The organism is Paenibacillus sp. J31R109 (assembly GCF_059692055.1).
In genome coordinates this window covers 480,547-503,334 of record NZ_JCAUAR010000001.1, presented here as the reverse complement: position 1 = coordinate 503,334, position 22,788 = coordinate 480,547, and the positions used below count along the sequence as shown (strand labels likewise).

At 44.9% G+C, this 22,788-nt stretch carries 24 protein-coding genes; 9 read left to right on the top strand and 15 right to left on the bottom strand.

Annotated elements, in window-relative coordinates; genetic code table 11:
* Position 1: 1 nt before the first annotated feature.
* Together ptsP and AC58QT_RS02215 are read right to left on the bottom strand one after the other, a co-directional pair.
* The gene (ptsP, locus tag AC58QT_RS02220) at positions 2–1,750 is read right to left on the bottom strand and encodes a phosphoenolpyruvate--protein phosphotransferase (RefSeq protein WP_497407516.1); all 1,749 of its coding nucleotides are present in this window, start codon (positions 1,748–1,750) and stop codon (positions 2–4) included.
* Positions 1,747–3,636 carry a glucose PTS transporter subunit IIA gene (locus AC58QT_RS02215; protein WP_497407515.1) on the bottom strand — a complete coding sequence of 630 codons (1,890 nt, stop codon included), beginning with the start codon at positions 3,634–3,636 and terminating at the stop codon, positions 1,747–1,749. The genes ptsP and AC58QT_RS02215 overlap by 4 nt, the downstream gene beginning before the upstream one ends.
* 268 nt (positions 3,637–3,904) lie before the next feature.
* On the opposite strand from AC58QT_RS02215, the gene AC58QT_RS02210 reads away from it, so the two are divergent.
* Positions 3,905–4,471: an NAD(P)/FAD-dependent oxidoreductase gene (locus tag AC58QT_RS02210; RefSeq protein WP_310227194.1), complete on the top strand. Its 567-nt coding sequence runs from the start codon at positions 3,905–3,907 to the stop codon at positions 4,469–4,471.
* An 81-nt stretch (positions 4,472–4,552) separates the two neighbouring features.
* On the opposite strand, the gene AC58QT_RS02205 is transcribed toward AC58QT_RS02210, so the two are convergent.
* The 3 genes from AC58QT_RS02205 to aroA are packed head-to-tail and all read right to left on the bottom strand — an operon-like array spanning position 4,553 to position 7,143.
* Positions 4,553–4,978, bottom strand: coding sequence for a CoA-binding protein (locus tag AC58QT_RS02205; RefSeq protein ID WP_310227193.1), 426 nt, complete (start codon positions 4,976–4,978; stop codon positions 4,553–4,555).
* 13 nt (positions 4,979–4,991) lie between these two features.
* Positions 4,992–5,813, bottom strand: a complete 822-nt coding sequence (locus AC58QT_RS02200; RefSeq protein ID WP_497407514.1) for a C39 family peptidase — start codon at positions 5,811–5,813, stop codon at positions 4,992–4,994.
* Between the two features lie 31 nt (positions 5,814–5,844).
* Positions 5,845–7,143, bottom strand: a complete 1,299-nt coding sequence (gene aroA / locus AC58QT_RS02195) for a 3-phosphoshikimate 1-carboxyvinyltransferase (protein WP_497407513.1) — start codon at positions 7,141–7,143, stop codon at positions 5,845–5,847.
* A gap of 263 nt (positions 7,144–7,406) precedes the next feature.
* On the opposite strand from aroA, the gene AC58QT_RS02190 reads away from it, so the two are divergent.
* Positions 7,407–7,697, top strand: a complete 291-nt coding sequence (locus tag AC58QT_RS02190) for a rhodanese-like domain-containing protein (protein WP_497407512.1) — start codon at positions 7,407–7,409, stop codon at positions 7,695–7,697.
* A 23-nt stretch (positions 7,698–7,720) separates the two neighbouring features.
* On the opposite strand, the gene AC58QT_RS02185 is transcribed toward AC58QT_RS02190, so the two are convergent.
* Positions 7,721–8,299: a shikimate kinase gene (locus AC58QT_RS02185; RefSeq protein WP_497407511.1), complete on the bottom strand. Its 579-nt coding sequence runs from the start codon at positions 8,297–8,299 to the stop codon at positions 7,721–7,723.
* 99 nt (positions 8,300–8,398) lie between these two features.
* Between AC58QT_RS02185 and AC58QT_RS02180 the strand changes: the two genes are divergently transcribed.
* Positions 8,399–8,719: a hypothetical protein gene (locus AC58QT_RS02180; protein WP_497286532.1), complete on the top strand. Its 321-nt coding sequence runs from the start codon at positions 8,399–8,401 to the stop codon at positions 8,717–8,719.
* A gap of 3 nt (positions 8,720–8,722) precedes the next feature.
* Here AC58QT_RS02180 and gnd read toward each other — a convergent pair whose 3' ends face one another.
* The 7 genes from gnd to AC58QT_RS02145 all read right to left on the bottom strand — a co-directional run bounded on the left by gnd (position 8,723) and on the right by AC58QT_RS02145 (position 16,066).
* Entirely contained in the window at positions 8,723–10,138 is a 1,416-nt protein-coding gene (gnd, locus tag AC58QT_RS02175; protein WP_310227181.1) for an NADP-dependent phosphogluconate dehydrogenase, read from the bottom strand.
* A 32-nt stretch (positions 10,139–10,170) separates the two neighbouring features.
* Positions 10,171–10,938: an SDR family oxidoreductase gene (locus AC58QT_RS02170; protein ID WP_310227179.1), complete on the bottom strand. Its 768-nt coding sequence runs from the start codon at positions 10,936–10,938 to the stop codon at positions 10,171–10,173.
* 42 nt (positions 10,939–10,980) lie between these two features.
* The gene (gntK, locus tag AC58QT_RS02165) at positions 10,981–12,543 is read right to left on the bottom strand and encodes a gluconokinase (RefSeq protein WP_497407510.1); all 1,563 of its coding nucleotides are present in this window, start codon (positions 12,541–12,543) and stop codon (positions 10,981–10,983) included.
* Positions 12,540–13,811, bottom strand: a complete 1,272-nt coding sequence (locus AC58QT_RS02160; RefSeq protein WP_497407509.1) for a nickel pincer cofactor-dependent isomerase, group 22 — start codon at positions 13,809–13,811, stop codon at positions 12,540–12,542. Before AC58QT_RS02160 ends, gntK begins: the two co-directional genes overlap by 4 nt.
* 17 nt (positions 13,812–13,828) lie before the next feature.
* Positions 13,829–14,833, bottom strand: coding sequence for a LacI family DNA-binding transcriptional regulator (locus tag AC58QT_RS02155; RefSeq protein ID WP_497407508.1), 1,005 nt, complete (start codon positions 14,831–14,833; stop codon positions 13,829–13,831).
* A gap of 201 nt (positions 14,834–15,034) precedes the next feature.
* On the bottom strand, positions 15,035–15,631 hold the full coding sequence (locus tag AC58QT_RS02150; protein ID WP_310227172.1) for a YkzI domain-containing protein: 597 nt from the start codon (positions 15,629–15,631) through the stop codon (positions 15,035–15,037).
* Positions 15,632–15,835: 204 nt separating this feature from the next.
* On the bottom strand, positions 15,836–16,066 hold the full coding sequence (locus AC58QT_RS02145; protein ID WP_497407507.1) for a DUF6953 family protein: 231 nt from the start codon (positions 16,064–16,066) through the stop codon (positions 15,836–15,838).
* A gap of 192 nt (positions 16,067–16,258) precedes the next feature.
* Here AC58QT_RS02145 and AC58QT_RS02140 point away from each other — a divergent pair, with 192 nt between their 5' ends.
* Positions 16,259–16,378: a YjcZ family sporulation protein gene (locus tag AC58QT_RS02140; protein ID WP_082595333.1), complete on the top strand. Its 120-nt coding sequence runs from the start codon at positions 16,259–16,261 to the stop codon at positions 16,376–16,378.
* 73 nt (positions 16,379–16,451) lie between these two features.
* On the opposite strand, the gene AC58QT_RS02135 is transcribed toward AC58QT_RS02140, so the two are convergent.
* The gene (locus AC58QT_RS02135) at positions 16,452–17,297 is read right to left on the bottom strand and encodes a stalk domain-containing protein (protein WP_397340616.1); all 846 of its coding nucleotides are present in this window, start codon (positions 17,295–17,297) and stop codon (positions 16,452–16,454) included.
* 194 nt (positions 17,298–17,491) lie between these two features.
* Between AC58QT_RS02135 and AC58QT_RS02130 the strand changes: the two genes are divergently transcribed.
* The 5 genes from AC58QT_RS02130 to AC58QT_RS02110 all read left to right on the top strand — a co-directional run bounded on the left by AC58QT_RS02130 (position 17,492) and on the right by AC58QT_RS02110 (position 21,543).
* Entirely contained in the window at positions 17,492–18,130 is a 639-nt protein-coding gene (locus tag AC58QT_RS02130; protein ID WP_497407506.1) for a YktB family protein, read from the top strand.
* Between the two features lie 110 nt (positions 18,131–18,240).
* Complete coding sequence (locus AC58QT_RS02125) at positions 18,241–18,924, top strand: hypothetical protein (RefSeq protein ID WP_497407505.1); 684 nt, start codon at positions 18,241–18,243, stop codon at positions 18,922–18,924.
* 164 nt (positions 18,925–19,088) lie between these two features.
* The gene (locus AC58QT_RS02120; protein WP_497407504.1) at positions 19,089–19,817 is read left to right on the top strand and encodes an ABC transporter ATP-binding protein; all 729 of its coding nucleotides are present in this window, start codon (positions 19,089–19,091) and stop codon (positions 19,815–19,817) included.
* Positions 19,814–20,845 (top strand): ABC transporter permease, encoded by a 1,032-nt coding sequence (locus AC58QT_RS02115; protein WP_497407503.1) that lies wholly within the window; start codon positions 19,814–19,816, stop codon positions 20,843–20,845. Before AC58QT_RS02120 ends, AC58QT_RS02115 begins: the two co-directional genes overlap by 4 nt.
* Positions 20,846–20,883: 38 nt before the next feature.
* On the top strand, positions 20,884–21,543 hold the full coding sequence (locus tag AC58QT_RS02110) for a TetR/AcrR family transcriptional regulator (protein WP_497407502.1): 660 nt from the start codon (positions 20,884–20,886) through the stop codon (positions 21,541–21,543).
* A gap of 68 nt (positions 21,544–21,611) precedes the next feature.
* Here AC58QT_RS02110 and AC58QT_RS02105 read toward each other — a convergent pair whose 3' ends face one another.
* Positions 21,612–22,781 carry an MFS transporter gene (locus tag AC58QT_RS02105; RefSeq protein ID WP_497407501.1) on the bottom strand — a complete coding sequence of 390 codons (1,170 nt, stop codon included), beginning with the start codon at positions 22,779–22,781 and terminating at the stop codon, positions 21,612–21,614.
* Between the last annotated feature and the right edge of the window lie 7 nt (positions 22,782–22,788).

Sequence of the window (22,788 nt, the reverse complement as noted above, 5' to 3'; positions counted from 1 at the left end):
ACTAATTACCTCCTACAATAGATTCGGTTTGTTCGATTTGTTCGGTTTGAGCAAGTAGCTCTAAGATTTCGTCACTGGTTTTGCATACTAAAATGCGATCCACTAATGCTTTACATGTCGCGGCATCACTGGAAAGCAAGCGGTGCTTAACCTGTAAGAGCGTCTGGACGGATATGCTGAGCTCTTCAATACCAAGACCTAGCCAAATCGGCAACGCTCGAATATCTCCTGCCATTTCTCCGCACACGCCTACAGGAATGCCAACACGTTTGCCTGCATCGATCACTGATTTGAGTAATCGAATAACGGCCGGATGATAAGGATTATATAAGTGCGCGATATTCTCGTTCATTCGATCGACTGCCAAAACATATTGAACTAAATCATTCGTACCGATACTCATGAAATTCACTTCACTTGCAAGCACATCCGCAATAATCGCAGCAGCAGGCACTTCAATTGTAAGACCAACCTCAATATTAGGATTAAAAGGCACACCAAGCGAACTTAATTCCAACTTTGCTCTTTCTAAGTGCGCTTTCGCTTGACGCACCTCTTCAATGGACGTCACCATCGGATACATGATCTTCACATTGCCATAATAACTAGCTCGTAAGATCGCTCTTAGCTGCGTCATGAAGAGATCTGTTCGATCCAGCGAGATTCGAATCGCCCGATAGCCCAGGAATGGATTATCCTCTTTGGCAAGCGGCATGTAGTCAAGCTTCTTATCGCCGCCAATATCCAGTGTTCGAATTACAATAGGACGACCTTTCAGTGACATCGCGGCGTGACGATAGACTTCAAATTGTTCATCTTCACTAGGCAACGAATCCCGATCCATGTATAGGTATTCTGTTCGGAACAGCCCTACACCGGAAGCACCATTTCGCAGCACTTGATCAATTTCCATGACCGAATTAATATTCGCATGTAAATGAACTAAGCTTTTATCCAATGTCAGCGGAGCCACATCCGCAATTTCTTGCAAACTTTCTTTGAAATCCAGCCAGTTTTTCTTCCTGGCCTGATAACGCTCGATGGTGAGCTTATCCGGATTAATGTACAAAGTCCCTTCTTGCCCATCAATAATTAGAAAGTCACCATTTTGAATAGGACGAAGCAGCTTCCCTTCTAGCCCTAGTACATAAGGAACAGACATGGCTCTCGCCATGATGGAAACATGCGAATGCGTGCCACCTAGAATAGTCAGAAGTCCTAATACATTCGTTGGATCCAGGTGCGCAAGCTGGGAAGGTGTAAGCTCCTTCGCAACTAAAATGTAGGGATGATCAATTGGCGGCACTGTTGTGCTCGTATCTCCTAATAAATGCTTCAGCAGACGATTACCTACATCTTTAATATCCAGTGCACGTTCTTTCATGTATTCATCATCAATCAGATTAAACATACCTACGAATTTATCGATGACTTCTTTCACCGCAACTTCTGCGGCTTTGTACTGCAATTCAATAATCCCTTGAATCTCATTCATAAAAATAGGATCTTCCAAGATCGCCAAATGCGCATCAAAAATATAGGCTTGTTCTTGCCCAACAACCTCTTTGATCTCTTGCTTGATTAGCTCTAACTCATCCTTGGAATGGCGAATCCCATCGTATAATCGCTCGAATTCATAAGCTAAATCCGTCACATCAATCATTTTCTCTGGAAAATCCCATTCCCACGTAGGAATTACAAAAGCCTGCCCCATCGCGATTCCCGAAGACGCACCTACACCTCTAATCATCCGTTTGTCCCCCCCTCGGATTTAGTTGGCTTAAGGACTACGGACATAACAGAGCCTTGGCCTTTCTTAACTGGTTTAAACGGAGCAAAGCTCCACGATTTCACAATATCTGGATTCGTAATAATCATCGGTGTGGCCAAGGAAGAAGCGAATTTCTTCACTTTGTTATAATTGAATTTGACCAACAGTTGCCCTGCTTCCACACGATCGCCTTCCTTCACCACCGCATTAAAGCACTTACCAGGCAAGCTGGATGTATCGATACCGATATGCAGCAGAACTTCCAGTCCTTCTTCCGTCAAAATACCTAGCGCATGCATCGTCGGGTAAATATGCATGATGGTACCTGCAACCGGAGAAACCAACTCTCCTTTTTCAGGAATAAAAGCAACACCATTTCCGACTAGTCGCGAGGCAAAGATGCGATCTGGTACTTCTTCAATCGGGATCATACGTCCCTGCATAGGGGAAGTAAACAAGACGACATGAATATCTTTGCGCAGTACTTTCATAATTTCTTCACGTATAAGCTCTGAAAATGTTCCAAACACGACTTGAACATTGCCTCCTCCAAGACGTATGACGCCTGCTGCTCCTAAGTGTCGTAATGCCGTGATGTCCATCAGACGATCATTGACAAGTGTCAGTCGCAATCGGGTAATACAGGCCTCAATCTTCTTAATATTGTCTTTCCCACCAAGTGCCTGCAAAATTAACGGAGAACGATAAGGAATGTCTCCTGCCCACTCTTCTAAAGAAGAACCTTCTTCCCTGCCGGGTGTAGGTATACGGAACTTCTGTATCGCCCATCGAAATAAGAAATAATAAAGTAAACCGTACACTAGCCCAATCGGAATCAACAATAAGCCATTCGTAGACAAATGCAGATTAATAATGTAGTCAATCGCCCCAGCTGAATAAGAAAACCCGTGGTGGATATTCAACTCATAGGCAATCCACATAGCAACCCCCGAAAGGATGGCATGGATAACAAATAAATATGGAGCCACAAAAAGAAAGGCAAATTCGATCGGCTCTGTTACACCCGTTAAGAAGGAAGCCAACGCAGCTGTTAGGAATGTAGCCTTGATTTTCGGCTTCAAATCCTCCCTAGCTTCTCCGATGATCGCGAATGCAATGGCAGGCAAGGCAAACATCATGATCGGATACAAACCTGCCATATACATGCCTGCCGTCGGATCACCTGCAAAATATCGCGGTAAATCACCGTAGGCATATTGGCCATTCGGCGTTTCATAAGCACCCACCTGAAACCAAAAAAAGTTATTTAAAATATGATGCAAACCAGAGGGCACCAACAGACGATGCGCAATGCCATAAATAAAAGCACCAAAGCCGCCTAACCCCAGTAATCCACTTGATATTTTACCCATTAATGTCTCTAAATAAGGTCCAATCCCGATCATTATATAAGAGACGATGAGCGTTGCGAGTCCCATAACGAGCGGAACCATACGGGGTCCACCGAAAAATTGTATGTACTCTGGAAGCTTAATTTCTTTGCAGCGATGATAGATGATTGCGGCCAGTAAGCCGATCAAGATCCCGCCAGAAACGCCTAATTGAAACTGCGTACCCAGCCCATGCTCGATAAGTCGGGTAAACATAAAATACCCTAGCATCGCAGATAGACCAGCAATTCCGGCACTTTCTGTTAAGCCCAATGCCACACCCACAGCGAAGATAATAGGTATATAATCAAAGATTGTATTTCCAGCCAATGACAGCATATCCCCAAAACTTGAAGCATGTATGACATCCCAAGGTAAATCCCCTAGACAAAGCAGCACAGCAGCAATAGGAAGCGCAATGGTAGGCAGCATTAAGGAGCGGCCAAGCTGTTGTAAGTTCCCCATCCAGTTCAAACGAATGCTAACCTCCTAAAAGTTTTCGTCAGAAAACTGACTTCGCAAGCATCTTCCATGAATAAATTCAAAAGAGTATCTCCCTCTTAATCATAAGATTCTCTTATCAAATCGTAAAGCTTGTTCGTCCTTTTGTCAAAAAAAATAAGCAAATCATGGGTTCCTACTAGCTTTTTCAACATAGTAAACGCAAAAGTTGACTATGTCCCCTGAAAGCTGTCATACTTTACCTGTACCCTATTTCAAGATCCAAGGAGGAAACACACTTATGTCTTACGATGTTATTATTATTGGAGCTGGACCTACTGGTGCAAGTGCCGCACTTTTCACTTCAAAGGCTGGCAAGAAGACGCTCGTGATCGACAATGAGCAAAGCGTTACGAAGCGTGCATGGATCGAGAATCACTATGGTGTAGAGGCCATTGCCGGACCTGATTTAGTTGAAATCGGTAAAAAGCAAGCCGCTAAATTTGGAACCGAATTCGTCACTGGACAAGCAACGCAGCTTGTTAAAAGCGATGATGGTTTCCAAGTCTCCACGGAAAACGGCACTTATGCAGGGAAACATGTCATTCTAGCAACTGGCTTATCCGTTGAGCTAGCTGAAGCAGCAGGAATCACTACAAAAGCCGGAACAGAACCTCGTATCAAATCCATCGTTGATTGCGATGCACAAGGGAACACAAGCCTAAAAGGTGTATGGGCAGCGGGAACGACAGCTGGTGTCAGCATGCATACCATTATTACGGCAGGTGACGGCGCTAAAGTCGCTATCAACGTCATCAGTGAGCTTAATGGCGCTCGTTATGTTGATCACGACGTTCTGAAAGCTTAATTTCCATTGATAAGAAAACCGCTAATCGATTGCCTTCTCAGGCGTATCAATTAGCGGTTTATTTGGTTTATAAAGCTTGCCTTAATTGTTACGTGGATTCAAAATGGCATCTTCCACTTTGATACAACGATCCATTATGACTTCTAAGCCTGCCTCACTAGCAATACGTGCAGCTTCTTCGTTTATGATTTCTAATTGCAGCCAAAATACTTTTGCGCCAATCTTAACAGCTTCTTCGGCCACAGGCACGACTGTTTCGGCACGACGGAACACATTTACGATATCCACAGGTTCTGGGATGTCAGATAAAGAGGCGTAACATTTTTCACCAAGAATTTCTTCAGCATTCGGATTGACGGGGATAATCCGATAGCCGCGGCTTTGCATAGCTGCTGCTACCATATAGGACGTGCGATCTGGTTTATCCGATAAGCCAACTACAGCAATGTTCCCTGCATTAGCAAGTATTTCTTTGATGTGTTCCCTGGACGGATTCTCAAATGTCATATCCAACACTCTCCTATTTATTCAAGTAAGTTAGACCTTGTTTACCCATGGCAGACCATGTCTCCACAAACTGGGCTTTGTTTACTTGTATTTGCTTCTTACCATTCAATGGATCATTCAAGTATACATTGGACTCATCGAATCCAACAAGAACAACAGCGTGCTCCGAGTATGTCGTCTTTAGTGGACCGATCGGGGTATCCCAAGTGACCCATTTGTACGGTAGATTGTAATCAATCGTCGTCCAGACAATAACCGGAATACCATGCGCCACTTGCTGCTCGTATAGCTCAAAAGGTTCCCCCGTTATATTTATAGCTTGAGGGATATACGTTTTCAAAAGAGGGAACAATCCTGCAGCATAAATGCCGAAACCTCTCTTCTTGCGGGTTACATCACCAACGAAGCCGCTATTGGGATTGCCCCAATACGTGATGTTACCATTGGCATCCAGTGTGGCTGGCGTGGAATCCCTTGGCATTTCGGCGACTAACTCCATCTTCGTTTTGTTCACGCCATAGAACTGTAGCAGCATCGTGAGGCTGGTGATCTCACAACCAGCCGGCAGCTCTGGCAGCTGACCAAGGATAGGAACATCCAGCATCGCTGATTTCGCTTGTTCAACAGCGGGCGACGGTGATGGCTTCACAGTGGCCTTAACCGTAGCGGCGGGCTTATCAACTGCTAAGACTACTGGGCCAGACGCGAATAAGGCTGGTTCTTTCCCGGTTGCCTTCGCATAGAGCAGGACAGCAAATACACTGCTTGCAAATGTAAGACCAGCTACGAGAAATAATCCAAACGTCACCTTCAATCCTTGCCAAATAATCCTCATGCTGACTCACCCATTCATTGTAATTGAGATTCTAGGACTCACTCACAAGCTCAACCTGTGCGCCAATCGAGCGCAAGTGATCGAAGTATTGTGGGTACGACTTAGCCACGTGGTGGGCATCCCGAATCGTTAATCCCTTCTCAGAGCGAAGACCTACCACCGTTAATGCCATGATGACCCGGTGATCGAAATGCGCATTAATTTCCACGCCGCCTTCAACACCTTGTGGCTTCCCATGAACAATAATTTCACTCTGACGTTCTTCTACATCAGCTCCAGCTTTACGGAGCTCATTCAAGTAATCTGTGATACGATCACACTCTTTATACCGCAAGTTCTCAACATTGTAGAACCGCGATGTACCTTCTGCAAACACAGCCGCAGCAACCATAGCAAGAACTGCATCTGTGAAATGATCGCCATCGAATTCTCCAGCAACTAGGCGCTGATTTCCACGAACATGTACAACGCCATTGTCGTGTGTTAGATCTACGCCCATAGCCTTCAGAACATCGACACACGCTTTCTCGCCTTGCTTGCTATTCTCTTCTAGACGAAGCACACGAACATCCGAGTTTGTCACTGCAGCAGCAGCAAGAATCGCTGCAGAGCCTGGGTAGTCACCTTGGATGACGTATTCTTTGGCTTCATAGGATTGTCTGCCGGGTATACGATAGTGCATCAAATCTTCACTTGCATGTACGACAATACCTGCTTGCGCCAAAACTTCAAGCGTTTGACCCACAATAATTTTGGACTTCAAATCATGCAAAACTTCAATTTCAGTATCTTCTTCAAGTAACGGCGTCATGAACAAGAGGGAGCTCAAAAACTGTGAACTCACATTTCCAGAAACAGTGATTTTGCCACCGCGAGGTTGTCCCCCTTTAATAGTTATCGGCAAACGACCGTTATTATGTAGTACTTCTATACCCATTTGTTGCAAAGTATCGATTAAATCATCATGAGGACGTTTCCCCAACGATTCCGGATACGTATTTACGAATGTTACTTCCGGACAAAAAGCAGCGGTAGACATCAAAAAGCGAAGCACAGCTCCAGCATTACCAACATTCAATTCAGACACATGCTTAGGGTTCTTACCAAAGCCTGTGATGACAATTTTCTCATCATCTTCTTCTATAATCGCTCCCAAATCACGTACGCAGCGTCTCATCGCATCACTGTCTTCACTATGAGCTGGGTAATAAATTGTGCTTGTCCCATTCGCGAGTGCACCGATAAGCAAGTAGCGTGTAGTATAGTTTTTGGAGGATAATGCATTAATTTCCCCTTGGAGATGGGAAGTTGGTTTTACGATGGCTTTCATGTCGTTTGTTAACTCCTTCGCAAGTAGTTTTATATGTATATCCAGCAGAATGAATGCAAAGAAAACACGCTTCAGCAGGATGATAGAGATCAAATATTTATTGACAGTGTATCATACGAAATGTAACTTGGAAACCTTCTCCCCTTACAGGCTGCTCGCGAAAAAGCTAGATAAAGTAACGCTTCGTTTGACATCTCGGCGTTAAATTTCTATCATACTAAGTAGGGAGATTTCTTCCGTAAATACGAACATGGAGGCGCATCATGGATACGATTCTACCATCCGAAGTCAAAGCAAGACTTGCACAAGGTGTACATTTAATACTTATCGACGTTCGCGAAGATGAAGAAGTAGCAGAAGGTATGATTCAAGGCGCTATACATATTCCATTAGCCCAATTACCAGAGCGCCTTAGCGAGATTCCACAAGCAGATGAAGTCATTCTCGTATGTCGCAGTGGAAATCGCAGCGGACGCGCACTTGGATATTTAGAAGCCAATGGCTATAAAGGACTTAAGAACATGTCCGGCGGCATGTTGGAATGGGAAGACTAAGCTGTAGAGCTTGTCTTCTCCTTTTAATGGCGACCGGCATGTTGAATGATCAGATCAACAATTTCATCCTCTGATAGTTCTGTTGTATTAATGGACGCATGCGCAAAATCATAGGCATGTTTTCTTTGTTCCATAAGTGTGTGTACACGTTCCTCCAAATTACCTTGCAGCAAAGGGCGATTCGTATCTGCACTAACTCGCTCTATAATCGTTGCTGCTGTTGCTTCCAAGGCAACGACAAAGCCATGCTGAAGCATGCAATCTCTATTGGATGCCGCTAATACAGCCCCTCCACCAGTTGCTACAACTTGCCCTTCACTATCTAAAATCCGTGCCAACGTCTCTGTCTCTAAAGCACGAAAATGAGCTTCGCCATGATTGCGAAATAATTCAGGAATACTGGTCTGTTGAATTTCTTCTAACACAGTGTCAGAATCACAAAAACTCCATCCTAAACGCTCTGCTAGCTTCCTACCTACCGTTGATTTCCCTGTCCCCATGAATCCAACAAGTACAATATTTCTAACTGTCACACTAATCCCCTTTTCCCATGAGCTAGTCATACAAACTTTCCCAACATCATACCATAGCTCTTTCAGCATGAATACAATCCATCTAAAAATCATATAGTAGTGTGAATAAATTCTAGCACAAACAGTTAAGATTGGAGAGAGACCACGCCGATAAGGAGAGATGGAGCTTTGAACCCAACTGTTCTGAACACGAACCACACGATTGCCTTTACGAATCGCACACAGCGCAAACTAGAGCAGATTTTGCACCCAAGCTATACGTTATGCAAAGAGGATGTCGTCTGGATTCTAGAATTTATTAAGAAAAAAGTGGCTGAAGAAGACCCGCTTGTGCAAGGTCTTACTCAACCACGATTATTAAGAAATTTCCGTTATTTCGCCGAGGTTTCTCTCATGCTCATCCACCGCCGCAATGGCTTCGATCAAGACGCTGACCGATTGAAGATGTGGCTTCGAGAAGCTGCCTACGGCTTACAAGAAGAGGCTTAACGACTACTCGTTACCCATCCAGTTGAAGTGGAAAGATCCTTCTTTGTCCACACGTTGGAACGTATGAGCACCGAAGTAGTCACGTTGCGCTTGCAACAGGTTAGCCGGCAATCTTTCTGTGCGGTAGCTGTCATAGTAAGCAAGTGCAGATGCGAAGGAAGGAACTGCGATACCGCGAGTAACCGCCTCTGCTACCACTTTTCTCCATGAACCTTGGTAGTTATCCACTACGTCTGTGAAGTAAGAATCCAACAATAGGTTTTTCAATTCAGGATTGCGATCATACGCATCCTTGATATTTTGAAGGAAACGAGCACGGATAATACAACCGCCACGGAAGATCATAGCGATGCTGCCGTATTTCAAATCCCATTTATATTCTTCGGAAGCTGCTCTCATTTGAGCAAAGCCTTGAGCGTAAGAACAAATTTTGCTGGCGTAAAGAGCTTGACGAACAGCCTCGATAAACGCTTTGCGATCGCCTGTAAATGCTGGAGCATCAGGTCCTTTGAGTACTTTGCTTGCTGCTACGCGCTCTTCCTTCATCGCGGAGATGAAACGGGAGAATACGGATTCTGTGATGATGGAAAGCGGCACGCCAAGGTCCAGAGCACTTTGACTGGTCCATTTTCCTGTTCCCTTTTGACCAGCGGAATCTAGAATCACGTCAACCATTGGTTTGCCTGTTTCAGCATCGTATTTCGTAAAGATATCACGCGTGATTTCGATTAGGTAGCTATCTAGCTCCCCATTGTTCCACTCTGTGAAAATCTCATGAAGTTCTTCTGTGCTAACGTTAAGTACATCTTTCAGCAATTGGTAAGCTTCACAAATCAACTGCATATCTCCGTACTCGATGCCGTTGTGCACCATTTTCACATAGTGACCTGCACCATCTGGTCCGATATACGTACAGCAAGCATCTTCGCCAACTTTAGCAGAAATTGCTGTTAGAATAGGTTCTACCAATTTATAAGCGTCTTCTTGTCCACCTGGCATGATCGCAGGTCCTTTAAGTGCGCCTTCTTCACCGCCTGAAACACCTGTTCCAACGAAACGAATGCCATGAGCTTCAAGCTCTTTGTTACGACGTTGTGTGTCAGGGAAGAAAGCATTTCCGCCATCGATCAAGATATCGCCTTTATCCAAATGCGGAAGCAATTGGTTAATTGTGTCGTCTGTAGGTCCGCCAGCTTTGACCATGATCAAAATCTTGCGCGGCACTTCAAGGGATTGAACAAATTCTTCGACCGTGTATGTACCAACTAGTTGTTTCCCTGGTGCTTCTTGAAGAAGCTCCTTCGTTTTCTCAGCAGAACGGTTGAATACGGATACCGTAAAGCCTCTGCTTTCAATGTTTAATGCTAAGTTTTTCCCCATAACTGCTAAACCTACTACACCTATTTGTTGCTTAGACATGTCTCTCATACACCCTTCCGATATATAAATGTTTAAATCGTCATCGCGCCAAAACCGCCGTCTACTCTCAAAACTGTTCCTGTCACAAAGCTTGAAGCTTTCTCTGAAGCCAGGTACACCGCAGCACCTTGAAGCTCTGCAGCTTCACCAAATCGATTCATTGGCGTATGACGCATAATGGATTCGATACGCTCAGGCGACAAAATCTTACGATTCTGCTCTGCTGGGAAAAAGCCAGGAATAATAGCATTCACGCGCACGCGACTTGGAGCAAACTCACGAGCTAGGTTCTGTGTGATGTTATTCACAGCTGCTTTGGAAGCGGAGTAAGTGAACACACGGGAAAGTGGTGGATCCGAGGAAACGGATGAAATATTGATAATGCTTCCGCCTTCACCTCGTTCAACCATGTATTTCCCGAACACTTGGCAGGCTATCACGACACTTTTCAAATTGACCTCCATAATAGAATCCCATTCTTCCATGGAAATGTCAAAGAAAGGCGTCGCACTATTTTTACCTGGACAATTCATAAGAATATCCGCACTGCCCGACCAAGCAACAACATCTTGGAGAACTTGCTCTACATCCTCACGTTTAGTTGCATCCGCTTGAAACGACTTCGCTTCTCCGCCAATTGCTGCAATACTCTCACGAACCTCTTCGCATTTCTCTTGATTGCGCCCGACGATCGCGACTTTAGCACCATGTCCAGCTAGAGCAAGAGCCATGGAACCACCAAGTGTACTATTACCGCCAATAATTACTGCTGTTTTCCCAGAAAGATCGAATAAGTTCATTGTCGTCATCCTCTCGAATACTAGTGATTTGTCTCTAATAAATTATAGTTGAGGACTCCGTAGGTGCTGACTTTGAAAAGCGGTGATCGCGTCGAATTGATCTTTTAACTGATGATATACGCTCGTATAAATAGATGTCAATTGTTGATATATGCGATAATCGTTTTCATTCACCTCGTGAGCCTTGCCTACACGAATCCATTTGTGTGCATGTGATAAATCTTCAATTTCGCCCATCGCTAGTAGACCTAGTAAGGCAGCACCGATTCCTGAACTCTCAATAGAGTCCGGAACGGTAACGGCGGTCCCAAGCATATCGGTCATCATCTGACGCCAAAACTCTGAACGAGCGAAACCGCCAGAAGCGCGAATCACCGTAGCAGGTCCCATCATCCGTTCCAACGAAGTGGCAACGGCTTGAATGGAAAACATGACACCCTCAAGGGCTGCACGAATCATATGCTTCTTCTGGTGGCTGAGTGAAAGACCGAAATACACACCGCGTGCATTGGCATTCCAATAAGGAGCTCGTTCACCCGACAGTAACGGCAAGAAGAGTAACCCATCGGAGCCGGCTCCGACCTCGGCAGCAAGTGCTGTCAAATGGTCGTAAGGATCCATGCCCATTCGGCGTGCTTCCTCTGCTTCTGCTGTCGCAATCTGATCTCTTACCCAGCGGAAGACAATACCCCCGTTATTAATGGGACCACCCACGACCCAGAAATTTTCGGTTAATGCGTAACAGAATAATTTCCCTTCAGGATCTGTTTGAGGTTTACTAACAACACTCCGAACAGCACCGCTCGTACCGATCGTAACAGCGACTACGCCAGGCTCAAACGCGCCCACGCCAAGGTTGGCAAGGACACCATCCGATGCACCAACAATAAAAGGTGTATCCGTGGACAAGCCCATTGTTGCTGCATCCGCTTGGCTTAATCCTTCAACGCGATGCGTCGTCGGAACTAGTTTGGATAACTGCTTAGGCGTTACTCCTGCGTAATCCAATGCACCTGCATCCCAATCTAATTGCTCTAAATTGAATAAGCCAGTAGCACTTGCCAGTGAATGGTCGATGAGATAATCACCAAACAATTTCGCAAACACATACTCTTTAATTCCGATAAATTTATGTGTGTTTCGAACAAGCTCTGGTTCATAGTGGCTAAACCACTTTAGCTTCAAAAGCGGCGACATCGGGTGAATTGGTGTACCTGTTCTCGCATAAATCTGTTGTCCGAGTCCGCTGAGCTTCAACTCCTCAGCATATTGACTGCTGCGATTGTCAGCCCAAGTAATGCATTGCGTAAGTGGATTATTATGCTCATCAACAGCAATTAGCGAATGCATTGCGGAACTAAATGACACGCAAAGTACTTGATCAGGCTTGACGCCTTGCTTGCGAACGACTGCGCCGATCCCTTGCACCACAGCATCAAATATTTGATCTGGATCCTGCTCTGCGCGATCAGATGCAGGTGTAAATAACGGATACTCGATGGAATGAGAGGCAAGAACGCGCCCATCCCGATCGATGACAAGCGTTTTGGTACTCGTTGTTCCAATATCGGCTGCTATGATATATGGCTTCTGACTTTCCGTCATGGGCTAATATTCCCCTCTGCATCAAATGATAGCTCAAATGGCTCCGATAAAATCTCGATATCTGGATGTTGACGAGCAGCATCAAGGAGATTAACTGAAATTTCAATTTCACCTAGGTGCAATGTATCTTGAATGCGAACAAGTTTGCAGGTCGTGTAATCTAAGATGTTACACGTTTTGACAGCCGCTTTAATTGCGTAGAAATCATTCTCTAATGTCGTTGCAATTTTCGTAGGCGCACATACCGTTGAAGTCAAACCATTGGCATACGTGAACTCCAGGTTTGTTTTATCTACAAGGCGTTGCGTCGTAAAATCAGCTGTACCTACGCCGTTGGCATTCCCTTTTGTTTCATGGGTCAAATCAAGGACTACCATCTTCGACACCTCTGGGCCACCATGTGCATACGGTGTAGGATAACGCCCAGTTACGTTTGGATCCATGCCATCACCGCTGATGTTTTTACCGATATAATCAATAACAAGGACATCGATTTCATCAAATAGAATTTTGGGCAAGCGGGACTTCGCTTCGACAAGTAAAACTTCCTCGCGAGCCTCGATCTCCGCGGCTGGCAGGACTTCGACCTGACATGTTTCATCGTAAGCATTCTCAACGAGCGCAACACCGAAAACGATCGGCAACTTCTCAATCATGAGATTCGCCATCGCTGGCACGTTCTCAGCCATATACTTAAAGCCTAGCTGATGACAAGCTTCAGCGCCCTTCTGCTTACCCAGACCAATCGCGATCATCTTCATGATGCCGCTCTCAATACGTCCACGGAATGCCGTATGCGGCTTCACACGATTAATAACGACAATGGCATCTGCCTCTGAAGCAATGCGATCTACGTAAACCGGCAAACCGTTCGGCAGTTGATCGATTTTGACGACGTCCATCGAAGAACGAATTGGTGCTCCCATTGTTTCTTCCGTTATCCCAAAGTGCTGCAGTACCTCAGTCTGACCTTCTGCGGTTGCTCCGCCGTGACTGCCCATACAAGGTACGATGAATGGATGCGCGCCTCTAGCCTTAATCGCATCCAAAGTTGTTTTCGTGAAACCAGCGATATTGGCAATACCTCTGCTTCCTACAGCAACTGCAACTTGTTGACCGGGAAGGATGCTCGGCATAACGCCACTGCTTTCCAGCTTATCGGCAAGTTCCTGCAAAGGATTCTCCAAAATTGTGCGATCAAATTTCTGGCGAATCTTGACCATTTGCGGAATCGGAATATCTTGTAACAGCTCTCTTAGAATACTCATCGACTTCTCCCACTTTCTTAGTCTTGTAATGGTTGCACGGACTCACGAATAATCAGTTCCGTTCGCAAAAGCACTTGCTCTGTGGCATGCAATTTGTTCTCTATATTACCTAAGAGACGCAATGCGCCTTCTTTGCTAATTTGTTCAATGGGTCTTCGTACAGTCGTCAAGGACGGCGTAACATACCCTGCGAAAACCGTATCGTCAAAGCCAACTACGGATATGTCTTTAGGGACTTGTAAACCCGCTTCAAATACAGCTTTAATGGCACCTAACGCCATCTCATCATTACAGCAAAATACAGCTGTCGGCTTCTCATTCAGACTCAGAAACTGCTGCATCGCTTTATGACCGCTTTCAAGATCATACAATCCTGGCAAGCGATAGGCTGCTGGAACCGAGATCCCGTAATGAGCCATAGCTCGTTCAAAACCATCTTTCCGATTTTGTGCGGATTTGAATCCTTTACGTCCTTCAATTAGTGCAATTTTCTTATGTCCTTGCTTCACAAGGTAAGCGCCTGCATGAAAAGCACCTTGCTCCTCATCGGACAACACATTCAGTACACCAGCGGTGTCCACAGGGCGATTCAGCACAACCAAGGGAATCCCCTTTTGTGCAATGTGTTCAATAATCGGTTGATCGTCATCACTTTGACTAACAATGATGATGCCGTCGAAGCTTTTCTTCGTAATGGAATGAAAGCTCGTGTAATCATCAATTCCCTTGACGATCAGCTGATAGCGATCTCTTATCACGGAGTTAACCCCACGAATAGCTTCGTAAAAGAATCCTGCGGAAGTACCATTGCTTAGTGTGGTGAAAAATAGCCCCAAGTTATACGAGCGATCCAAAACTAAGCTCTTCGCATTATAATTCGGCGTGTAATCCAGTTGATTAGCGATGATGCGAATGCGCTCCTTGGTCTCCTCTTGGATGAGCGGACTGTTGTTCAGCGCTCTGGAAACGGTGGTATGCGATACACCTGCGAGCTTCGCAATATCCTTAATCGTTACGCTCATGCCATCACCTCTATCTGAAGCATATCACATCTATGCACACGTTAACAATACTCTTTTTATAGGGCAAAAAAACTCCCTTCTCCAGGAGTCTTTCACTTATTTTTTGTATATTTCATCTCGAATATCCCCCTCTAAACACACAAAAGAGAGTCCCGTATACGTTCATACAGGCTCTCTTTCATCCCAGCACACTATTCATTCTCACATCTCCAATAGAAGCATTTCTTGTCTCAGCTCGATCAATTTCGCTTTACTTTCCATCGCGGCTTTGGTATCCCCAGACGCGATTGCATCTTGCAGCGTAGCTAATTCATAATCAAGCTCCATTCGCAAAATAGGGATGCGTTCATCCGTCCTCTTCGATCTTAGTGCTTGCATGACTTCTTCTACGGTCACAGCAGGCTCCTTCTGATACAGCACCTTATGTTCAATTCCGCTAATCTCTACCATGCGGATGATCTCTCCGAACATAATATTCTCAATGAGAATTTGCCGATCCTTAAATCTTTTAACTACTGCATGACCGCGTGTATCCCCGATCAGCTTCTCCATCATTTCAGCGAGTTTCTCATCCTTAAATGAATAATTGCCAACAATCTTATACTTCTCGCCAATCCGTTCAAATTTCAGCTTAATCAGCTTGCGGCCTGTTCGAATAGAAATGATAAACTGCAGTTCACTTTCATTCCAATAGAGTGAGTATCCTTCTTGAATGAGCGCTTTAATGAAGTTCCGGATTAGCCGGCGATCAAATCGTAACTCTAGGTTGCAATACTCCACTTCATGACTCTTACTCACGGCAATCCCCTCCATAATTGGTGCATAATCATTTATTTAAATATTCAGACAACTTGTGTTCTTACAGTTATCTTATTATGAATTCTATGTTTTAGCAACTTGGATTATGGATATTTTTTTAAAAGAAAGCGTACAAAAAAAGCCGATGCCTGTTTGCCATCAGCTACAGTCCATGAATCGGCCAGTCTATAATTAATTCATTAATTAATGCCAACCCCAGAAAAATCCATCGCGCTCCCAGGCTGCTCTTCCAGCATGCAATTTCTTGAAGATTTTTTTAACCTCTTTGGAAATGGCTTGATTACCATTCTCGTTCACATAAATAAAGGATTCCCCAAAATTGTTAAGAATATAGTCAACAGCATCTTTTTGATACAAAATACCTGCCGATTTCAATTCATTCAGCATCCACTCTGCAATTTCATTCTCTTTCATCCTCTAACCATTCTCCTTTTCAATCCTTGTCCATCTCATTATTATACCATAAATACATGTAAAATCCGCACCTGACTAGGGACACCAGCACAATCATTCAAGTTGCCTCTTTTAGCCCATGCCATAAGGCTCCCTGCTCCATATGCTATGTCGAAAGTCAATGACAGGTCTTAGAAAGAGAGGGTGAATCAAATGGGTTATGGCGTAGCAGGTGTTGGTGGAGTTGGTTGTGGCGGCGGTTATGGATCTTCTGCAGCAATCTTGGTTCTTTTCATCTTGTTGGTTATTATCACTAGCGCTTTTGTAATCTAATCTTCTCCAGATAAGAAAAGGCAGCCCCTCTGCATTCATTTGCGGGAGCTGCCTTTTTTATAACTATCCTCGTTTACTTCCCAGCCTCAATGTCTTCTTTTGAAGAACTTCCAACGAAATAAAGAATTTTATTATTCCATCCTGTTGATTGGGTCAAGGTAAGTTTAGTTCGATAGAAATGACCATTATCATTGGTCAAATAGCTATATGTATTTTCTTCAGGTAATTTATCGATGATGATCGGATTTGAAGCTATGATAACGCCATTAATCGGTAAGTATTGAAAATCATTTACATATTTCCTTAATTCCTCGAGTTTGAGCGGATCCTTCTCTTCGGTTATCACGATGGTTTCGTAATTCGTATAGGAGATTTGCGGTGGTTCGTTCCCCCATACATTTTTCAATTCGGCCTCACTTACGTACAGTTGACCAGTAAATTTATCTTTCGCCTTACGCAAGCCATCTGTGCGGATCCCCATTCGCTCCACATCAATTAAGCGGTAATACGCTTGATCTGTATTATTTATTAGCATGGGATAGGTAGCCCCACGGTAATCCATATATTGCGCATAGGGAAATTGCAGCTTAATGTCCAGGTAATTCGTTGCCGTTCCCTCCGCAGGTTGATTGGCATTCACACGTGGATTAATAAAGATTGTTTTCGTACTTTCCTCCCAATTAACAATAGCACCCAAATGACCGCCTAATTCTTTGACTGGCAAATAACTCGAATTATTATAGATTAATGGCGGATTCGCTAACTGAACGGCTTGTCCATTCACAACAACCTTATAATCACTTCTCAGATACGCATCGACACGCTGAAGCACATCCTGTGCGTATACACCTGCCCCAAAGCAAGTTCCCATCAACGTTCCGATGATTGTTATTTTTGACCACTTCGGCATTTTCTTCATAAAATTTCTTCCTCCTGTACCTTCCGTGCTTGTAACTATAACTTTCGACAAATGTCTAATTTTCCCTGCTTATTTCGACAATATCGATCTTAGGACCTATACGCAAACATCGAAGAAACTTGCGATTTATTGCGAGAAGTAGAAAATTACTTTAGAATAGTTGAAAAATAGGATTGAAATGAGGACCATATACCATGAGTTTTACTGGATTTACACAACATGATTTTGATACCTTTGCTATTGACGGCTTAGATGGGCGTATGGCTGCCATTCGCGAACGGATTCAACCTAAATTCAAAGCGTTAGGCGACAAATTAGCTGCTGACTTATCCGTTCAATCTGGAACTGAGATGTACCTACATATTGCCAAACATTTACGACGTACAATCAATCCGCCAGTCGACACTTGGATGGCGATTTGCCCTTATAAACGTGGCTATAAGCAAGTCCCCCATTTCCAAGTTGGACTTTTCGATGATCGTGTATTCATCTGGCTTGCCCTTATCTATGAACTACCGAACAAAGGAAACATTGCGACAACGTACATGAACAATTTGAAAAAAATTCAGGCTGAAATCCCGAAAGACTTCCTGATCTCTTTTGACCATATGAAAAAAGATACAACACCTGTGTCTTCCCTCGACACCACGGGTTGGAATGACGCACTTATCCGATTCCGTGATGTCAAAAAGGCGGAGCTGCTTATCGGTCGCAATCTCAGCTTCAATGATCCTGTATTAGCGAATCCTGCTGCATTGGAACAACTGATTGAGGAAACCTTCCAGCAGCTGCTTCCTTTGTACAAGCTTGCCGTAGACACGCCATCGCTCTAATTTCATGAAAAATTTATGTTAAATTAAGGTTGATTTCAACTAAAACGAGGCTTTCCTGCGCAGACTAATCCTGTAATTCCCAATCACACAGGAAGGAGGCCTCGAAACCATTGGAAACAACGAAACTTAGAAAGCTTCTCATCAGCTCGATCGCACTCTCCTGCATCTTAGGTGGAAGCCTAACTGCCCTCGCGCAGAATCCTGATTTGGACGAACAGCCTACCGTAGGGTGGCAACAAGCTGATGAGAAGGGACAAGGCGGACATCATAAACGGAAATGGCCGATTATTGAAGAATCAGCCACTGTTATTGGTGTAGACAAAGAAGTTCTCTTCAAATCGCTGAAGAGCGGTAAAAGCATTGTTGAAGTCGCAGCCGAAAAAGGCATCTCGGAAGCTGATCTAACAGCAAAACTCCAACAACTGCGGACAACGAAGATCGAAACAGCCGTGAAAGACGGCAAGCTAACTGCTGACCAAGGCGATCACATGAAGCAAAAGCTTGGCGAACATCTCAAGTTCATCCTCAACGAGAAGAACTTGCTGGCTCACCACCCTGCGGGTCACGGTAAACACAAATTCGGTCTAAAACCCGATACTGAAAAACTCGCACAATCACTCGGCATGAGTAAAGACGAGCTTCGCACACAACTGCATGCAGGGAAGTCGTTAACTGAAATTGCCCAAGCAAAAGGTATTTCCAAAGACAAGCTAGTGGTATCCATTAAGGATCAATTAACCCCTTCCATCGAGAAATGGGTAGATCATAAAATGGAACCGAAGGCGAAGAAGTAACGATGTGGCATTACAAGAGGGGCATTCATTTGAATGTCTCTTTTTTATTTTTTTAGAAAAATGAGTGATTACTCACTTCTCAATCTCATACATATGACGTATGATAAGTCTAGATTCAATAATGAGTGATTACTCACTTTTAAAATCAGAAAGAGGTGCAAGCTATGACGTCCAACACATCGATTCACGTGCAAGGGGTCAGTAAACAATTTGGTGATAAAACCGTGCTGAAAGACATTACGCTTGCTGTACCTAGCGCAAAGATATTCGGTCTGCTAGGTCCATCCGGCTCGGGTAAGACGACTCTCGTTCGCATGATTGCAGGCATTGAAGCCCCTACAACCGGTCAGGTGCACGTACTTGGCCAAAAGATGCCACAGCTTGCGATGCTCTCTCAGATCGGCTACATGGCACAATCAGACGCCTTATACACCGAATTAACTGCGTACGAGAACCTGGCATTCTTCGCAGCCTTGTATGGACTCCAAGGAGCCAAATGCAAGCAGCGGATTCAGGCCGTCATGGAACTCGTTGATTTAACTGACCACTTGAAGAAGCAAGTTAGCAATTATTCAGGAGGAATGAAACGGCGTTTATCATTGGCCATCTCCTTGCTGCATGAACCCAGCATTCTCATTCTCGATGAGCCTACAGTCGGAATAGATCCTGTCTTGCGCAAATCCATTTGGCAGGAACTGACCAATCTGAGCCTTAAGGGAACCACCATTCTTCTGACGACACATGTCATGGATGAAGCAGACAAATGCCATCAGCTTGGCATGATTCGTGATGGTCAACTCACCGCAATGGGTACACCAGAGGAGTTAAAGAGTGCAACCTCCTCCTCCACGATTGAAGAAGCATTCCTAGTTTATGGAGGTGCTGAAGCATGAGAATTCGAGCCATAGTCATTCGTATCCTTCGCCAATTTTTTCATGATAAACGCACGCTAATGATGATGCTTATTGCTCCCATGCTCATCTTGTTTATGATGTCGTTAGTTTTCAATGGCAATACCTATACCCCTAAACTCGGAGCCGTCAATGTCCCTGCCCCGCTCATTCAGAAATTACAAGATTTGAATGCCGAGGTCACGGTATACACCGCCGAGGAGGCTCAAACGAAGCTAGAAAATGTACAATTAGATGCAGTACTGGTGATGAACGGAACCACACCGCAATTGACCTTAGAAGGTAGTGATCCAAGTAAAAACAAAGCTGTCCTCTTCTTATTGCAAAAGGCGTTACAAAGTGCTGCCCCCGCAGGCACTGCACCTGCTCAGACACCTGCCATCACATATTTACACGGCGCGGCTGATATGGCTGCTTTTGATAATTTCGGACCAGTACTCATTGGGTTTTTCGTCTTCTTTTTCGTATTCCTGCTTTCGGGGGTTTCTTTCCTCAGAGAACGGACGGGAGGTACTTTGGAACGCTTACTTGCAACGCCGCTTCGCCGTTGGGAGATCGTCGTTGGCTACATCCTCGGCTTCGGGATCTTCACTACTTTGCAAGCAACGCTCATTGCTTGGTTCGCAACGAGTGTCCTTGGTCTGATGATGGTCGGCTCCTTCTGGTATGTCCTTCTAATAACATTATTGCTTGCGTTAGCCGCCTTATCCTTAGGTACACTCATTTCTGCATTCGCCAACAATGAATTCCAAATGATTCAGTTCATCCCTCTCATCATTGTTCCGCAAGTATTCTTCTCTGGATTGTTCAGCTTGGATACGATGTCGGTTTATCTTCGGTGGATCGGTCATTTGATGCCGCTATATTACGGAGCTGACGCCTTGCGAAATATAATGATTCGCGGCGCTGGTTGGGATCGCATCTGGCTTGATGTGCTCGTATTAGCGGCATTTACAATCGTCTTTATGTTCTTGAATATTGTGGCATTGAAGAAGCATCGTAAGTTATAATGGATGGATGTCAAGGAAGGGATAAAGAGGTGAATGCAATGTCCGAAATCGAGCCATGGTTAACTGAGCTGCTGCGTCTGAACGACGAAGAAGAGAAAATGACCGATAAACAGATAAAGATTGTTCAGGCCGCTGTGGAGATTTTCTCTGAGAAAGGTTTTGCAGGCTCCTCTACGAGTGAGATTGCGCAGAAAGCTGGCGTAGCCGAGGGGACGATATTCCGTCATTACAAAACGAAAAAGGAGCTCCTCCTTTCGATCGTAGCACCCATGATGACCAAACTCATTGCTCCGTTTGCTGTCAAAGATTTTACTAAGGTATTGGAAGCTGATTACCCCAGTGTGGAGACCTTCTTACGCGCGGTTACTTTGAACCGCTTGGAATTTGCTCGCAAGCATTTCCCCATTATTAAAATCTTTATTCACGAGATCCCTTTTCACAACGAGCTGCGGGAACAATTTAAAGAGAAGGTTGCCGTTCAAGTGTTGGAAAAGGCTTATAAAGCCATACGACATTTTCAAGAGCAAGGTCAGATCATAGACCTCCCTCCTCCCGCAGCCTTACGGATGATTATTTCTACCATTATGGGGTTTCTGATCACCCGTTTTCTGCTAATTCCAGATGGCGATTGGCAGGAAGAGAAAGAAGTTGACTACACGATCAATTTCATCTTGTACGGCTTAACGCCTCGTCCATAAGTCGTAACAAAAAAAGCTGCACATCCTTCTCCTTCTGGAGAAATGGATGTGCAGCTTTTTACGTTATGCTAAGCCGCTCGTTGCGCGGAAGTTTGGCGATCAACCAAAATGAAGCGCTGCAGCAGCAAGATCGCAGCTAGGCAGAGCACGCCGCCGATGATGAACGGCAGCGAGTGCGCGATCGCGAACACCGCTCCGCCAAGCAATGGGCCTGCGATGCGGCCCAAGCTGTCCATGGAGGAGCTGAGTCCTGTCGCGACGCCTTGTCCAACCTTCGTGCGCTGCGTAATCAGCGACGTCACACACGGTCTGATCAGCGCATTCCCTGCGCCGAAGACCGATAAGTAAATCGCAGCGGTTACGACGCTGCTGGAGTACAGCAGCAGGAAGAAGCCAGCTGCTGAAAGCAATAAACCGATGCCGATGACGAACTGTTCGGCACCTTGTTTCACTAGGCGGCGTACGACGCCTCCTTGGATCAAAGCCCCGACGATGCCGCTGGCGAGGAACATCATGCCAATGTCAAAGGGCGTAGCGCCGATTTTGTCCATTTGATAATACTGCAGCGTGGCTTCAAGTCCTGCCAACGTGAACGAGACGAAAAACGATAGCACGTACAAATATTTCGAAGCTCCATCGAAAGCGCTCCAACGCGAAGGCGCTTTTTCTATCGAGGATCTGCGCTTGTCCGCTGTTAGGGATTCTTTAAGAATCGCTGCAGCAAGTAAGAATGAAGCAAAGGATATCGCAGCGGCTACGAAGAATGGCGTGTACGTTCCCCATTTGCTAACAATTCCGCCTACTGCGGGTCCAAAGATAAAACCTAGGCCAATGGACATTCCGACCATGCCCATGCCCTTCGTTCGATTCTCTGCGGTTGTAATATCCGCAACATAAGCGACAGCACATGCCGTAGCTGCTCCTGAGAATAAACCGCCTAGGATACGGGATACGTACATAATCCATAATTCATCATTAGCAAAGCCGAAAATCAAGAAACTAATACTAAATCCCAGAAGTCCGATTAGGATAATCGGTCTACGACCGATGCGATCCGATAGGCCTCCCCATATGGGAGACATCAAGAAGGAAGCGGCGGAATACACCGACAATAGTAAGGCGTTATGAAACTTCGCTCCTGCTCCATTCACTACTTCGGGCAACACAGGAATGATAATTCCGAATCCGATAAAGATCGTCATCAGCAACAACATGATGATTCCAATCTGTTTATTCATGATGCGT